The organism is Devosia polycyclovorans, assembly GCF_042181575.1.
Lineage (GTDB): Bacteria > Pseudomonadota > Alphaproteobacteria > Rhizobiales > Devosiaceae > Devosia > Devosia polycyclovorans.
In genome coordinates this window covers 872,501-885,564 of the sequence record NZ_CP170082.1, presented here as the reverse complement: position 1 = coordinate 885,564, position 13,064 = coordinate 872,501, and the positions used below count along the sequence as shown (strand labels likewise).

Sequence of the window (13,064 nt, the reverse complement as noted above, 5' to 3'; positions counted from 1 at the left end):
GATGGTTGCGGGAGCAGGATTTGAACCTGCGACCTTCAGGTTATGAGCCTGACGAGCTACCGGGCTGCTCCATCCCGCGTCAAACACCCGAGCCTTGCGGCGCGGTGTGAGGGCTATATAGGGGGTGAACCGGCAGACCTCAACCCCCTCCAGCGCTTTCCGTGACGCTTTTTTGACGCCGCCAGCAAATACGCCCGATTGCCGTCCCTGGCCCTGTGGAAAAGCCTATTCATCGGCAAATGCCGCTGAACATCTTCCATACCAGTGCCGCCTGGTTTAGGGTCCGCCGCGATTCACGCCAAAGGTCTCGGGGAACACCACATATGAACTTGAAAAAGCTCGGCCGCACAGACGTTTCGGTCACCGATATCTGCCTGGGCACCATGACCTGGGGAAGCCAGAACACCGAGGCCGAGGGCCATGCCCAGATCGCCATGGCGCGCGACGCCGGCATCAATTTCATGGACACCGCCGAAGTTTATGCCGTACCCGGCAGCCCGGAGACCAGCGGCCGCACCGAGGAAATCATCGGCAACTGGTTTGCCGCCAATGGCGACCGCGACAAATGGGTGCTGGCCACCAAGATCGTTGGGGGCGGTAATGCCCATATCCGCAATGGCCGCCGGCCGGACGCGGCCTCGGTGCGCGAAGCGATCGAGGGTAGCCTCAAGCGCCTCAAGACCGACTATGTCGATCTCTATCAGATCCACTGGCCCAGCCGCGGCCACTATAATTTCGATGGTTACTGGCGCTATGCCCCCGAAAAGCAGGACACGGCCGACGCCCTGGCCAATATGGAAGACGTGCTCAGCGCCATGGGCGATCTGGTCCGTGAGGGCAAGATTCGCCATTTCGGCCTTTCCAACGAAACCACCTGGGGCCTGGCCCAATGGGTGCGCCTGGCCGAGGAAAAGGGCCTGCCCCGCGCCGTGTCCGTGCAGAACGAATATAGCCTGATCCGCCGCATCTTCGATCACGACATGGCTGAATTGAGCCATCACGAAGACGTGGGCCTGCTGGCCTATTCGCCGCTGGCCGGTGGCATGCTTTCGGGCAAGTATTTCGATGGCGCGACCCCCAAGGGCAGCCGCAAGGACTATCAGAAGGGGTTTTGGCGCCTCAACGAACAGTCCGACGCCGCCACCCATGCCTATCACGAGGTCGCCGCGCGCCATGGCCTCGACCCCGTGCAAATGGCCATTGCCTTCTGCCGCACCCGGCCCTTCATCACCTCGACCATTATCGGGGCCACCAGCACCGAGCAGCTCACCCAGGTGCTCGGCGCGGTTGACGTAACCCTGTCGCCAGAAGTGCTGGCCGATATCGACGCCACCCACCGGCGCTTTCCGCGCCCGCTCTAATGAACACCGAATGGGCCGGTTCGTCCGGCCCATTTTCTGTTTCCGGTCTGGTGCAGGCGGGTGGTGGCGCTATAGTCGGGCCCGATCAGCCCAGCGCCGGAGCCAGCCCTTGACGACCCTCTTCACCTCGGTTTTTCCGCTACTGGCCTATCTGGCGTACAATATCATCGTGCCGCTGATCGAGCGGGCGCGCCCCTCGCTTTCCGTCATCATGAACATGCAGCGCCGCCGCTGGGTCGCCAATGCCACCCGGCGCGAAAGCCCCTTCGACGCCATTTTGTCGGGCAATATCATGGGCTCGGTGAGCTTTCTCGCCTCCACCTCGGTGCTGCTGGTGCTGGCGGTCTTTGCCGTCTTTGGCCAGCTCCCTACCCTGATGCAGGCACTCGATTCCCTCTCGCTCGAGCGCACCTATTCGGTGCTCGACGTACAGATCCATCTCGGCGTCATGCTCGCCATGTTCGTCATGGCCTTTTTCGCCTTCACCCTGTCGCTGCGCCAGTTCAACCATTTCTGCATCATGCTCGGCGCCCTCGAACATGATCGCGACGCCACCGAAGAGGAAATCGACGCCATCGCCCAGATGAACGGGCTGGGCGCGCGCAATTTCAATTCCGGCATCCGCGCCTATTATTTCTCCGTCGCCACCGTTGCCTGGTTTGTCTCCGAGTGGCTGGCGATTGCCGTATGCCTGGTCACCGTGCTGATCCTGGCGCATCGCGAATTCTTTTCCTCGGCACACCGCACGGCCGCCTCTGCCTCGCTCATTGCCGCGCGGTTGCGGCGCGATGCTCCCCCGCGCTCGGATCGCCCGGCCCCATCCCGCGATTTGTGACGTCCGCCAGAAAGGCGCGGCAATCTTTCAGAACCGGCGCCATCCAGCGCAAGGGCAGGCTGAGGCACAACAAGGTCCCGGCGTGGCCGAGGCGCGGGTAAAGCCGCAGCCTACTGTGCACGCCGGCCCGCTCCAACGCAGCACTCAGATTGACGCTGTTGCGCGGCAGCACCAGATCATCCCCTCCACCGGTAATCAGCAGTTTGGGCGCGGCATCGGCCCCGACATGATGGATCGGCTGCGTCTGGCGCGGATTATCGGCCTGGCCGAACACGCGCTGTGAAATCGGCCCGTCAAAGGGATAGAAGTCGTAGGGTCCGGACAGCCCGATCACACCCACGACCGCCGCGCGCTGCGTCGGTGCCAGCCAGCGCGGATCGAGCGCCAGGCAAGCGGCATTGTAAGCCCCGGCTGAATGCCCGGCCAGCACCAGGCGCTCTGGATCGCCACCATAACTGGCAGCATTGTCGCTGACCCAGCCCACCGCCGCCGCGCAATCTTCAAGAAATGCGGGATATTCGATTTCCGGCAACAGCCGATAGTCCGGCACCACGACGAGATATCCCAATGCCGCCAGCGCCCTTGCGGCAAACCCGTAATGAGTGCGGCTCCCCGAATTCCAGGCGCCACCATAAAAAAACACCACAACCGGCAAGGGCGCATCGCCCCGATGGCGCGGCCGGTAAAGATCGAGTTTTCGGCGCGGCCCTGCCCCATAGGAGAGGCCCTGTGCGATGCGCCGCGAGGAACCGTCCTTGGGCACCAGTGCGCTGATGATATCTGCGAATTGGATCGGTCTGCTCCTGAGACGAGGTCCATTAATTACGTGTCAGCGCCCAATGAGTTTCGTTCCGCGCTCTGTCCGCTGCCATGCGGGCAAAGTAAAGCCGCGCGGCAATTTATGACGTTGACATTCAGGAATGAGCGGCGTTTATTCCCGCCCGTTGAGAACCTGATATAGCCCCGCCATGCTTGTCTGCCAGTGCAACATGATTACCAGCAAGGAGATCGAGGACATTGTGCTCGACCTCCTCAAGGCCGATCCGTGGCAGCTGGTCGTGCCGGCAAAGGTCTATGCAGAGCTCAACCGTCGTGCGAAATGCTCCGGCTGTGTCCCGAATGTGGTGGACATTATCGTCCGCGTCACCGAAAATTATCACGCACAGCAAGCCCATCAGCCTGCCGAACTGGTCGAACTCCAGTCGGGGCTGGAAAAGCTCAAAAAGCAACGGAACGGAGTACGTCGTGAAAGGCGAAGCACAAGTCATCGAGCGGCTTAACGAGGCCCTTTTCCTCGAGCTCGGCGCAGTCAACCAGTATTGGGTGCATTACCGCCTGCTGGATGATTGGGGCTATAAGCGCCTGGCGTCTAAGGAACGCGCCGAATCTATCGAAGAGATGCACCACGCCGACAAGCTGATCGAGCGCATCATCTTCCTTGAAGGCCACCCCAACCTGCAGCGCGTTGCGCCCCTGCGCATCGGCCAGTCCATCAAGGAAGTGCTCGAGGCCGATCTCGCCGGCGAATATGACGCACGCACAGCTTATAAGGCCAGCCGCGAACTGTGCGAACAATTGGGCGATTACGTTTCCAAGAACCTGTTCGAGGAGCTGCTGGCCGACGAGGAAGGCCATATCGACTTTCTCGAAACCCAGCTTGAATTGCTCGACAAGATCGGCCCGGAAAAATACGGCCAGCTCAATTCCGCCCCGGCCGACGACGCCGAATAGGCCTTGCCCATTTTCCTGCCAGACAATGACAAACCGCTCGGGCATGATCCGGGCGGTTTTCATTTGCGCAGCCCGAGAGGTCTTTTCCCATGCAGTTTCACACCGGCCGGCTGATCGACCATGTCCATTTGCGGGCCCGCAATGTCGCCGCCGCCCGCCTCTTCTATGAGAAATCCCTTGCGGTTCTGGGCATCCCCATCACCGCGCGCGGCGAAGGCTGGTTTCAGGTCGATGAACTCTTCGTCGATGGGCTCGATGCCCGCGCCACGCCCAGCCATATCCACCTGGCTTTCCAGGCCAGGGATCGCGCCACTGTCGACGCCTTCTACAAGGCTGCCCTGGCCGCTGGCGGCCGCGACAATGGTGCGCCCGGCGAGCGCCATTATCATCCCGGCTACTACGCCTGCTTCGTCCTCGACCCCGATGGCAACAATATCGAAGCCGTCTTCCACGGCCCCAACACCCGCTCTGCGCCTTCCGTGGTCATCGAACCGACGCCCTGACCTATCCGCCCTGGTGGAGCCGCACGCCTGTCAGGTCGGCCACGGCACAACGCGCAATTCGGGCCAGATCGCCTTGGCCCTCTCCGCCTTGCGCTCATGCGTTTCCCGGTTCGGCAGGGCCGGATTGGGCGTCACGCGAAATGAAAACATGTCATCGAGCCCAAACGGCGCATGGATCGAAAGCTCGCCACCCGGCTCAAGCCGCGCCGCCACCGCATGCGTCCTGGTCGCAAAATACCGCATCATCTCGGCGCTCGAGCGCAATTGCGGGTAGGCCATGCCAAATCGCTCGGGAAACCACAAATGCACCCGCGCCTGGTTGCGCACCTGAACCGGGATCGGCAGGTCGCGGAAGTGATGCTCCACGCGCCGGATCATCCTGTCTTCAGCCTCGTAACTGAGATCGCTTCCGTCAAAATAGACCACGTCGGCATCATTGATGCCCGTGAGCACCGGCCGTCCGGTCAGCACATTCCAGACCGTATTGTAGATCGCCCCCGACCCCAGCAGCGGATCGGGCAGGTCCAGTGCAGCCATGCCTTTCAGAATTGCCATCAGATGCGGCTGGCCGCGAATGATCTCGGCCAGCACGCCCCGCTGCGTTTCTGGCGCGGCCCCGGCATATTCAAGATGATGCGCCATGCCAAAAACCTGTCCCGAATCCACGCCCCGGCCTACACGATGGCAACTTTAGTTTCGCCATTGCAACTGCTAGGCTTTGCCCCGTGTTGAAGCCCATGCATGCAATTTCGAGGAGAGCACAATGAAGCGCACGGCCACCGCCAACTGGACGAAGTCACTGACCGAGGGGTCAGGCACTCTGGACACCCTGAGCGGCGCGCTCCAGGCGCTGCCCTATACCCATAAGGGCCGCTTCGTTGATGAGACCGGCCAGTCGGGCACAAACCCGGAAGAACTGATCGCGGCGGCCCATTCAGGATGCTTTGCCATGCAACTGGCCCATTTTCTCGCCGAAAACGGCACCCCCGCGACCAATCTCAAGGTCGAGGCGGCGGTCACCCTCGTCCCCGGCACCGGCATCACCGGCAGCGCGCTGACCCTGGTCGGCACCGTGCCGGACATTGACGAGGCCAAATTCCAGGAACTGGCCGAAAAAGCCAAGGTCAATTGCCCGGTCTCCAAAGCCCTGGGCGCCATCGACATCACCCTCGAGGCGAAACTGGACTAAGGGCGCGGGCGCGCTGCGCCGATCAGTTGGCCCGGCCGTAAGCCGGGCATTCTGCGCCATGCCAACCAGACGCCGCGCTGCTTGCCGACCAGGCCAAGCTCGGCGTCGGTTGCCGCTTTCCCATATTTTGACCGCGGCGGCCAAGGGCGGTCCTGCCAGCGCGGCTCGAAGGCGAAGCTGGATGTCGCTCTTCCCGCGACCAGGCCGCCATTTCCCGCGCCTAAAGCATAGTCGTAGTAGAGCTTGACGATGGCTTCTTCGCTGACCTGCTGACTGGCGGGATGGTCCCTGCATGCGTCCAACCATGCCTTGACCCGGCGATAGCCTGCCTCGTCCGGCAGGGAAAATCCCTCATAGTAATCCAGGAACCAGAAACGCTGGAAAATCGGAGCGAAGACCGCCTCCGCCAGGCCGAACCGGTCGAATAGAAATCGGCTGTCCGGACAATGCTCGACAAGAAAGTCGTCCAGCGCGCGAAACTGCGCGAGCAGCGTCTCGAGCTTGGTAGCCCGCTTTTCTTCGTCCTGGTTCATAAGGAATAGATAGCCTGCGCTGGTGAGGCCGCCTTCCTTGGCGATCAGCATGGACTCAATGGCGTGTTCGACGGGATCTTCCCGACGCAATGGCGTCCCGGCCAGTGTTTCATCGAGATAACGCAGAATGACCAGGCTTTCCTTGATGATCCGGCCATCCGGCGTTTCAAGCACTGGCAGTGTCGTCGACCCGCGGGTTTTCCTCAGCAGATCCGCGGGCCGAGGCACTGTAATGTCGACGACCCGAAAATCGACAGCGCTGGTCTGCCCCCTCAGCGACAACAGGATTTCGAGCCGTTGCGAAAAGGGGCAGACGGGGATGTGATAGACTATGGGCCTGTCGAACATGGCGCTAATCCAGGGGAGGTCCGGTAAAGGTCAGGTTGTGCCGTGCTGCGGATTCTTCGATCGCCGGCATGTCTTGGGGAATCTGGAATTGGCCCTGCCCCATCTCGGCGAAGAAGCCCTCAAATCCACCTGGAGTCAGAATGATCAGATGCCGGCATGGCTCGGTCCCGATCACCTTGAAAGTGTGCTCCTTGCCGCGCGGGATGAAGACACTCTGGCCAGTGCGCACTTCGCTTTCCTGCCCATCGAGCCATACCCTGCACGCTCCGCTCAGGATAACGAAGACTTCATCTTCGGCGTGATGCACGTGCAACGGGGGACCGCTGTCCACCGGGGACACGCTATCGACAATGGCCATCGCGCCTTGCGTGTCCGCCGTGCTCAGGATGGTCTTGTAGATCACGCCCAGCCATTCCGTCTCCGGTGCCGGCGTGTGGGGTGCGGGCTGGTCGACCCGATCCTCTGTCAACATCGCTTCCTCCTGTGTCAGGCCGAAACGAAAGCGCTTTCGTTGACTCAAGGCTACTGGGCGGAACTACATAGGGCAAACGGATATCTGCGATAGAGGATATCACCAGCATGAATTTCGCCACGCTTGACCTCAATCTGCTCCGTGTTCTGGACGCATTGTTCCGCGAAGGCTCTACCGTCAGGGCGGGGGCCCGGCTCGGCATCTCGCAATCGGCAGTCTCCAATGCCCTCAACCGGTTGCGTCACGCCCTGGACGATGACTTGCTGATCCGGCACGGCAACCGGCTGGTGCCCACTGCCTATGCCGAAACGATCAGGCATGACCTGGCCGAGCAACTGGATGGCCTGGCGCAACTGCTTCAGGCTCCGGCGACCTTCGATCCGGCAACGGCGGAGGGAAATTTCAAGATCGCAGCGAGCGACTTTTTTGCCGAAATGCTCATCCCGGCACTGGCAGACCTACTGCATGGCAAGGCGCCCGGCATCAGGGCTCAACTGGTTGACCTGGTGCCCCAGAACTACATTGAAAGCCTCGATCGCAGCAGCGCCGACTTGGTTCTGATCCCCGATGCGCCCCTGCCCAAATTTGTGTCGCGCCAGGATCTGTTCCGATCCCCCTTTGTCGCCATCGCCCGCCAGGACAACCCGCATATAGAGGGGCTCAATCAGGGCGATGTTTTCCCACTGGACCTGTTCTGCCGGCTACCACACGTCCTGTTCTCTCCCGAAGGCAACACGAAAGCCATGGGCGATGCAGCATTGGCCAAGGTTGGTCGAACACGCACCGTCGCGATAACCGTGCCAGTTTTCTCCGGGGTCTGCAGGGCGGTGAGCGAAAGCGATCTTATTGCTCTCATTCCGCGGCAACTGGTGGAACGGTTGGGAGATCACTACGGGCTGTCATGGTTCGAGCCGCCCATGCCGATTGACCCACCCTTGATCATTGGTGCCTGGCATAGACGGGACGAACGGACACCACAGCACCGATGGCTTCGCAATGCCGTATTCTCCATCCTTGCCAAACTCGATCCAGATCTTGCACGGGCCCAACGAGACGGAATGAAGATGTCCTGACCGCCGACAGGCCATTCGCTCCGGCGCACCCCGACCGGCCTGCCCAGTGTCTGCTTGCGCCGCAGATCTCGCTTCGCCCAATCGGCCAGAACGGGGTCGGCATCTTCTCCCTTAAGAGAAGATATCCCCGCCCCAAATTCCTCCGCTATCCTTCACCCATCCCCGCCATACACGCGGCCCCGACGCAGGGCCGGGCGGGGAGGCCGGGAAGAGGGGCGCCTCTTTACGCGGGTAGAAGCTCGGCAGCCGGACCTGCAAGAACGGTACCGCCTGAATCCGGACCCGTGGAAAATCCGTGTTTCCGTGACGAACGGCCAGTGGCTCTATCACTTGAACGTTCATCTTTCTGGGCCGCTGGCCGTTCGTTACCGTGCAACCGATAGCCGAGAGGCGAGGCGGCGCTTTTGCATGCCGCCGCGCCGGGGTGGTTTCGCGCCAGCCGGGCTCGCAGGCAAAGACCTAATCTTCGATGGGCTGGAACATCGCATTGAGCTCGCTGACAATCTGGTCGATCGGCGCCACCGAGTCGGGCAGCATTTGCGGCGGCTCGGGTGCCACGGCCAGATAGGGCACGCCGCTGGGGAAGGCGCCGAAGCGCTGGAAAAAGCCCACCATGTCGTCCAGCACCGGCATGCGCCAGCGCCACATCGCGCCCATGGCCAAAACCGGCTCCATATGCCCGAAGCCCTCGTAATATTGCGTGGTCACCCAGACGCCCCGCGCCCGCAGCCGCTCGGCAAACCGCTCGGTGTTCTGCACCCGCACGATCGGGTCGGTCGTGCCGGTGGCCAGATACATCGGCGGCGCCTCGGCCGTAATCAGATTGATCGGTTGGGTGCCCTGCGGATTGGGCGCTTGGCCAAACACATCGCGCACTTCGCCATACTCGAATGGGTAGAAGTCATAGGGTCCCGACAGCGCCGCAACCGCCAGGATCGGCATGGTGACGCCATATTCGGCGCGGAACGAGGGGTCGAGCGCCTGCATCACCGCATTATAGGCGCCGGCAGAATGTCCGGCCAGAAACAGCCGGTTCGGATCGCCCCCATAATTGGCGATATTGTCCTGCACCCAGCGCAGCGCGCGCGCGCCATCCTCGAGAAAATCAGGGTAGCGCACCTCCGGATAGAGCCGGTAATCGGCAATCACGGTGACAAAGCCGCGCGAGGCCAGGGCCCGTCCGGCAAACTCATATTCGCCCCGCTCCCCACGGCTCCAGCCGCCGCCATAGATGAAGAACACCACCGGCGCCGGCTCGCCCCGCTGTTCGGGCGCGTAGACATCGAGCTTGGCCCGCGCCCCATCGGCATAGGCGATCCCATTGCCCACCTTGGCGGTGCCTCCATCCATGGCCAGCGGGACATTGAACGGATCCATGATTGAAACCGCATGGGCGGCATGGGGCAGCAGCAGGACCAGCATAGTCAGGGCGGCCAACAGGGAGCGAGGCAAGGGCATCGAAAATCAATCAGGTCTGGAGGAAAGGCGAAGTCAGGGTGTGCACCAGGAAGCCGGAAATATTGTGGCGGCTTCTTGTGCCAATCTTGTGATCAACGCAGAGCGGAAATGGGCGAGGGCAGGCGCGTCCCATTTGGTTCGCTGGCCTGCCCTCTACTTAAGCGCCAACGAGATTGCGCGCAGATTGTTAACAGCTCGTTAACAACACCATCAACGCTTCAACCGCTCAAGCAGCAACCCTGAAATATGCCCGTCGGCCGGCAGACCGCGCGCCTGTTGATAGGCAATCACCCCGGCGCGGGTCTTGGGGCCCAACACGCCGTCGGCAGTCCCGACATTGAACCCGGTGCGATTGAGCAGGGTCTGCAATTCGGCCCGCTGCGCCGTGTTGAGCGCATAATCCCCACTCGGCCAGGGTGTCACGAAGGGACCGCCACCCAGGATGCGATCGGCCAGATGCCCCACGGCCAGGGCATAGCTGTCCGAATTGTTGTAGCGCTTGATCACATCGAAATTGGGCAGCAGCAAAAACGCCGGCCCGCTGGCGCCCGCCGGCAAATAGAGCCGGGCCATATCGCCCGGACGCGGAAAAGCGTTGCCCGAAACGCGGCTGATGCCCATGGCCTGCCACTGGCTCAGTGGCGCCTTGCCCATCTCCCGCGCTGCCGCGAAATTGAATCCCTGTGGCAGCTTGACCTCATAGCCCCAGGTCTCGCCCGGCCGCCAGTCGAAGCTCTTGAGGTAATTGGCCGTCGAGCCAAGCGCGTCGGGCACCGAATTCCAGATGTCCTTGCGTCCGTCGCCATTATAGTCGACCGCATAGCGCATGAAGCTCGAGGGCATGAACTGGGTATGCCCCATCGCCCCTGCCCAGGAGCCGACCATGGCTTTGGGCGACACATGGCCGTCCGATACGATGCGCAGCGCCGTCACCAGTTCGGAGCGGAAGAAATTGGCGCGATAGCCGCTTTCGGTCAGCGTGGCCAAAGCATGGATGGTGTTGTTGCCGCCCATGAAGCCGCCGAAATTGGTCTCCATCCCCCAGATCGCCAACACGATCTCGGGCTGCACGCCATAGCGCTGCTGCGCCCCGGCCAGCGTCTGCGCCCATTCTCCGCGCATGGCTTGACCCTTTGCGGCCTGAGCGGCCGTGACGCGCTTGTCGATATATTGCTGCACCGTCTGGGTGAATTCAGGCTGCTTGCGCGTCAGCTCGATCACCTGCGGGATCGGGTTGTAACCGGCGAAGGCGGCCTCGAATGCCTGGCGGCTGACCCCGGCCCGCTCCGCCTCTGGCCAGAGATCGCGCACAAAGCTGGCGCTATTGGCCTGAGCCGGACCGGCCAGGGCCAGACCGGCCAGAACAGCGCCCATCAGCAGGCGAAGAAAATTGGAAGAACCACCGGATCGGATCATCTCGGGCCTCGTGCATACGCGGTAACAGGAAGTCACGAACGCACCGGCCGTGCCGGGCGCGCGTATCAAAGCATTAACGCACCCGATTAAGATGACCTTAAGGCAAAGCCGCCCCGCCGATCACATCAATGTCAGTCAGCGCTGTCCTCGCTCTGGTCTTCGAGACGACCGGCCGGGGGTGGCGATTTGGACGCCCCACTGCCCCCAGCGGGCACATAGGTCACGTGCGGATAGGGAATTTCGATGCTCTGCTCGGCAAACACCAGCTTGACGAATTCATTATATCGCCGCCCCACGCCCCATTGCTTACCGGGCAGGGTCTTGATGCGCGCCCGCACCGTAATGGCCGAATCGCCGAAGGCCGTGATGCCCTGCATATCCAGATCGTCGAGGATCTCGTCCTTGTGCTCGGTCTGCATCAGCCGATCGAACGCCTCGTGCATCGCCGCCTTTACCGCGTCGATATTGCTGTCATAGGCCACCCCGATTTCAGCCACATGGTAGGAGAAGCCGCGCATCATATTGCTGACCTGGTCGACCGAAGAGAAGGGAACCAGATGCACCGTGCCGGAGAGATCACGAATGGTCACCGACCGGATCGTCAGCTTCTCGACTACGCCAGACCAGCTGCCCACGGTCACGACGTCACCCTCATTCATGATGTTTTCAAACTGAATGAAGATGCCGGTGATGATGTCCTGCACGAGCTTTTGGGCACCAAAACCGATGGCCAGACCCACCACACCGGCACCGGCGAGCAACGGAGCGATATTGACCCCGATCTGGGCCAGGGCGAGCATGGCGCCAAACACCACGAGGGCCACGGTAAAGGCATTCTTGAACAGGTTGAGCAGCGTCTTTTCGCGCGAGGTCGGCACCTTGCCGAAATTGACATTGAGCCGGTACTCGACCCAGGAGGCGACCACCACATAGAGCACGATGGCGGCCAGCAGGATCAGCGCCGCCGACACCACCGAACCGGCAACCGCCAGGCCATCCTCGCTGCCGATCCAAGCTGCGAAGTCGAACAGCGCCCACGCCTGGCCGATGGCAATCACCACCGCTGCAATGACGATCCAGCGCACCACCCGCATCACTGCCGGCACAAAGGACTTCAACCGTGACTCAAGGAGCGGCAGGCGCTGGCGGACATCGTCGGGCAGGCTGAGTCCGGTGGAAACAAAGCGACTGATGAAGCCAACCACGAGCGAGCCGATCAGCACCGCAAACACCGACTGCATGGTGGCGGCGATCATGAAGGGCAACGCCGTATCGGGATTGGCGAACCACACCACCAGCAGCGCGACAAGATAGGCAATCACCACAAGATGCCAGAACCGGCCGATAGCCGCGAGCATTTGGCCAAAGCCGTCATTGCCTCGCCGCTCGCTGATCTGACCCAGCCACTGACGCACATCATCCTTGTTCTGCAGGGTGATAATGATACCGATGGTTACCGCCGTCGCCATGGCCAGCACCTCTACCGCCCCACCGACCGGCCGGGACACCAGCCCGCTCAACATCGGGGCCACGAACATGAAGGCATAGCCGAGCAACGAAATCACCCGAGCGCTCCAGAAGGACCAATATGCTGCATTTCCGTCCGTAACCGGCAGGAAACGGAGCGCGGGGAACCGCGGTTCAAGCACGATGCGTACGGCCAGCTTGATCAGCTCCACCACCAGGAAGGCGTTGAGCAGCAGGGACTGGTTAATCCCCATAAAGCCGCGCGAAGTGGTGCCAAAATTGAGCGCCAGGACATACCCCAGCCCCCAGGCAAGCAGAATACTGGCGACATCGATCACTGCCAGCCCGAGCAAGCCGGTAATCCGGGCAGCCACGCCCCGGGCACGCACCCGCGCGGCAATCATGCGCCCCAAGGCATTGGCGACCAGCCGAAGCAAGAAGAAGCTGCCGAACAGCGCCGCGACAAGCAGCCCGATATTGATCGCAAACTGCCGCAGCGCCTCGCCATCGGCGTTCATGGTGCCACCAAACAGTGCCTGCAGATTGCCAAGCGCCAAGCCGATCGAGCGCACCGAGTTTGATGCGCCCTCGGCTATGCCCTGCGTATACTCGGCCAATTGCCGGGCAATGCTCAGATCTGCCGCTTCGTTCTCGGCCTCCTCAGCCTCGGCACTTTCC

At 61.8% G+C, this 13,064-nt stretch carries 14 protein-coding genes and 1 tRNA gene (1 of these 15 cut by a window edge); 7 read left to right on the top strand and 8 right to left on the bottom strand.

Going from position 1 to position 13,064, the window contains the following annotated elements; all coding sequences use genetic code 11:
- Positions 1–2 precede the first annotated feature (2 nt).
- Positions 3–79: transfer RNA gene (locus tag ACE4RL_RS04525), tRNA-Met, on the bottom strand.
- Between the two features lie 244 nt (positions 80–323).
- On the opposite strand from ACE4RL_RS04525, the gene ACE4RL_RS04520 reads away from it, so the two are divergent.
- Positions 324–1,361 carry an aldo/keto reductase gene (locus ACE4RL_RS04520; RefSeq protein ID WP_375599330.1) on the top strand — a complete coding sequence of 346 codons (1,038 nt, stop codon included), beginning with the start codon at positions 324–326 and terminating at the stop codon, positions 1,359–1,361.
- Positions 1,362–1,470: 109 nt separating this feature from the next.
- Positions 1,471–2,196, top strand: a complete 726-nt coding sequence (locus ACE4RL_RS04515) for a DUF599 domain-containing protein (protein WP_375599329.1) — start codon at positions 1,471–1,473, stop codon at positions 2,194–2,196.
- On the opposite strand, the gene ACE4RL_RS04510 is transcribed toward ACE4RL_RS04515, so the two are convergent.
- Positions 2,126–2,959 (bottom strand): alpha/beta hydrolase, encoded by an 834-nt coding sequence (locus ACE4RL_RS04510; protein ID WP_375599328.1) that lies wholly within the window; start codon positions 2,957–2,959, stop codon positions 2,126–2,128. The genes ACE4RL_RS04515 and ACE4RL_RS04510 overlap by 71 nt on opposite strands.
- Before the next feature lie 205 nt (positions 2,960–3,164).
- Between ACE4RL_RS04510 and ACE4RL_RS04505 the strand changes: the two genes are divergently transcribed.
- From ACE4RL_RS04505 to ACE4RL_RS04495, 3 genes are all read left to right on the top strand, one after another.
- Positions 3,165–3,476 carry a (2Fe-2S)-binding protein gene (locus ACE4RL_RS04505; RefSeq protein WP_183311307.1) on the top strand — a complete coding sequence of 104 codons (312 nt, stop codon included), beginning with the start codon at positions 3,165–3,167 and terminating at the stop codon, positions 3,474–3,476.
- Positions 3,442–3,927: a bacterioferritin gene (bfr, locus tag ACE4RL_RS04500; protein WP_375599327.1), complete on the top strand. Its 486-nt coding sequence runs from the start codon at positions 3,442–3,444 to the stop codon at positions 3,925–3,927. The genes ACE4RL_RS04505 and bfr overlap by 35 nt, the downstream gene beginning before the upstream one ends.
- A gap of 89 nt (positions 3,928–4,016) precedes the next feature.
- Entirely contained in the window at positions 4,017–4,430 is a 414-nt protein-coding gene (locus tag ACE4RL_RS04495; RefSeq protein WP_116589856.1) for a VOC family protein, read from the top strand.
- A 30-nt stretch (positions 4,431–4,460) separates the two neighbouring features.
- Here the strand turns inward: ACE4RL_RS04495 and ACE4RL_RS04490 are convergent, their stop codons facing one another.
- A complete protein-coding gene (locus ACE4RL_RS04490; RefSeq protein WP_375599326.1) occupies positions 4,461–5,072 on the bottom strand; it encodes a nucleotidyltransferase family protein in 612 nt (203 codons plus the stop codon).
- Positions 5,073–5,193: 121 nt separating this feature from the next.
- Between ACE4RL_RS04490 and ACE4RL_RS04485 the strand changes: the two genes are divergently transcribed.
- On the top strand, positions 5,194–5,619 hold the full coding sequence (locus ACE4RL_RS04485; RefSeq protein ID WP_116589854.1) for an OsmC family protein: 426 nt from the start codon (positions 5,194–5,196) through the stop codon (positions 5,617–5,619).
- On the opposite strand, the gene ACE4RL_RS04480 is transcribed toward ACE4RL_RS04485, so the two are convergent.
- Positions 5,616–6,500 carry a glutathione S-transferase family protein gene (locus ACE4RL_RS04480; protein WP_375599325.1) on the bottom strand — a complete coding sequence of 295 codons (885 nt, stop codon included), beginning with the start codon at positions 6,498–6,500 and terminating at the stop codon, positions 5,616–5,618. The genes ACE4RL_RS04485 and ACE4RL_RS04480 overlap by 4 nt on opposite strands.
- 4 nt (positions 6,501–6,504) lie before the next feature.
- Positions 6,505–6,972 carry a cupin domain-containing protein gene (locus ACE4RL_RS04475; RefSeq protein ID WP_375599324.1) on the bottom strand — a complete coding sequence of 156 codons (468 nt, stop codon included), beginning with the start codon at positions 6,970–6,972 and terminating at the stop codon, positions 6,505–6,507.
- 107 nt (positions 6,973–7,079) lie between these two features.
- On the opposite strand from ACE4RL_RS04475, the gene ACE4RL_RS04470 reads away from it, so the two are divergent.
- A complete protein-coding gene (locus ACE4RL_RS04470; protein ID WP_375599323.1) occupies positions 7,080–8,045 on the top strand; it encodes a LysR family transcriptional regulator in 966 nt (321 codons plus the stop codon).
- A gap of 459 nt (positions 8,046–8,504) precedes the next feature.
- Here the strand turns inward: ACE4RL_RS04470 and ACE4RL_RS04465 are convergent, their stop codons facing one another.
- The 3 genes from ACE4RL_RS04465 to ACE4RL_RS04455 form a co-directional block, all read right to left on the bottom strand.
- On the bottom strand, positions 8,505–9,503 hold the full coding sequence (locus ACE4RL_RS04465; protein WP_375599322.1) for an alpha/beta hydrolase: 999 nt from the start codon (positions 9,501–9,503) through the stop codon (positions 8,505–8,507).
- A gap of 210 nt (positions 9,504–9,713) precedes the next feature.
- On the bottom strand, positions 9,714–10,919 hold the full coding sequence (locus ACE4RL_RS04460; protein ID WP_375599321.1) for a lytic murein transglycosylase: 1,206 nt from the start codon (positions 10,917–10,919) through the stop codon (positions 9,714–9,716).
- 131 nt (positions 10,920–11,050) lie between these two features.
- A protein-coding gene (locus ACE4RL_RS04455; RefSeq protein WP_375599320.1) for a mechanosensitive ion channel domain-containing protein crosses the window boundary here: on the bottom strand, positions 11,051–13,064 show its 3' portion. Its footprint extends 206 nt past the window's final position; 2,014 of the gene's 2,220 nt are visible here — the last part of the coding sequence; its start codon lies off the right edge, out of view — the gene reads right to left on this strand; the stop codon is at positions 11,051–11,053.

Excerpts from the sequence above, each read along its gene's own strand:
- ACE4RL_RS04520 (WP_375599330.1), top strand. The coding sequence starts at position 324 with ATGAACTTGAAAAAGCTCGGCCGCACAGACGTTTCGGTCACCGATATC.
- ACE4RL_RS04505 (WP_183311307.1), top strand. The coding sequence starts at position 3,165 with ATGCTTGTCTGCCAGTGCAACATGATTACCAGCAAGGAGATCGAGGAC.
- ACE4RL_RS04495 (WP_116589856.1), top strand. The coding sequence starts at position 4,017 with ATGCAGTTTCACACCGGCCGGCTGATCGACCATGTCCATTTGCGGGCC.
- ACE4RL_RS04490 (WP_375599326.1), bottom strand. The coding sequence starts at position 5,072 with ATGGCGCATCATCTTGAATATGCCGGGGCCGCGCCAGAAACGCAGCGG.
- ACE4RL_RS04485 (WP_116589854.1), top strand. The coding sequence starts at position 5,194 with ATGAAGCGCACGGCCACCGCCAACTGGACGAAGTCACTGACCGAGGGG.
- ACE4RL_RS04480 (WP_375599325.1), bottom strand. The coding sequence starts at position 6,500 with ATGTTCGACAGGCCCATAGTCTATCACATCCCCGTCTGCCCCTTTTCG.
- ACE4RL_RS04475 (WP_375599324.1), bottom strand. The coding sequence starts at position 6,972 with ATGTTGACAGAGGATCGGGTCGACCAGCCCGCACCCCACACGCCGGCA.
- ACE4RL_RS04470 (WP_375599323.1), top strand. The coding sequence starts at position 7,080 with ATGAATTTCGCCACGCTTGACCTCAATCTGCTCCGTGTTCTGGACGCA.
- ACE4RL_RS04465 (WP_375599322.1), bottom strand. The coding sequence starts at position 9,503 with ATGCCCTTGCCTCGCTCCCTGTTGGCCGCCCTGACTATGCTGGTCCTG.
- ACE4RL_RS04460 (WP_375599321.1), bottom strand. The coding sequence starts at position 10,919 with ATGATCCGATCCGGTGGTTCTTCCAATTTTCTTCGCCTGCTGATGGGC.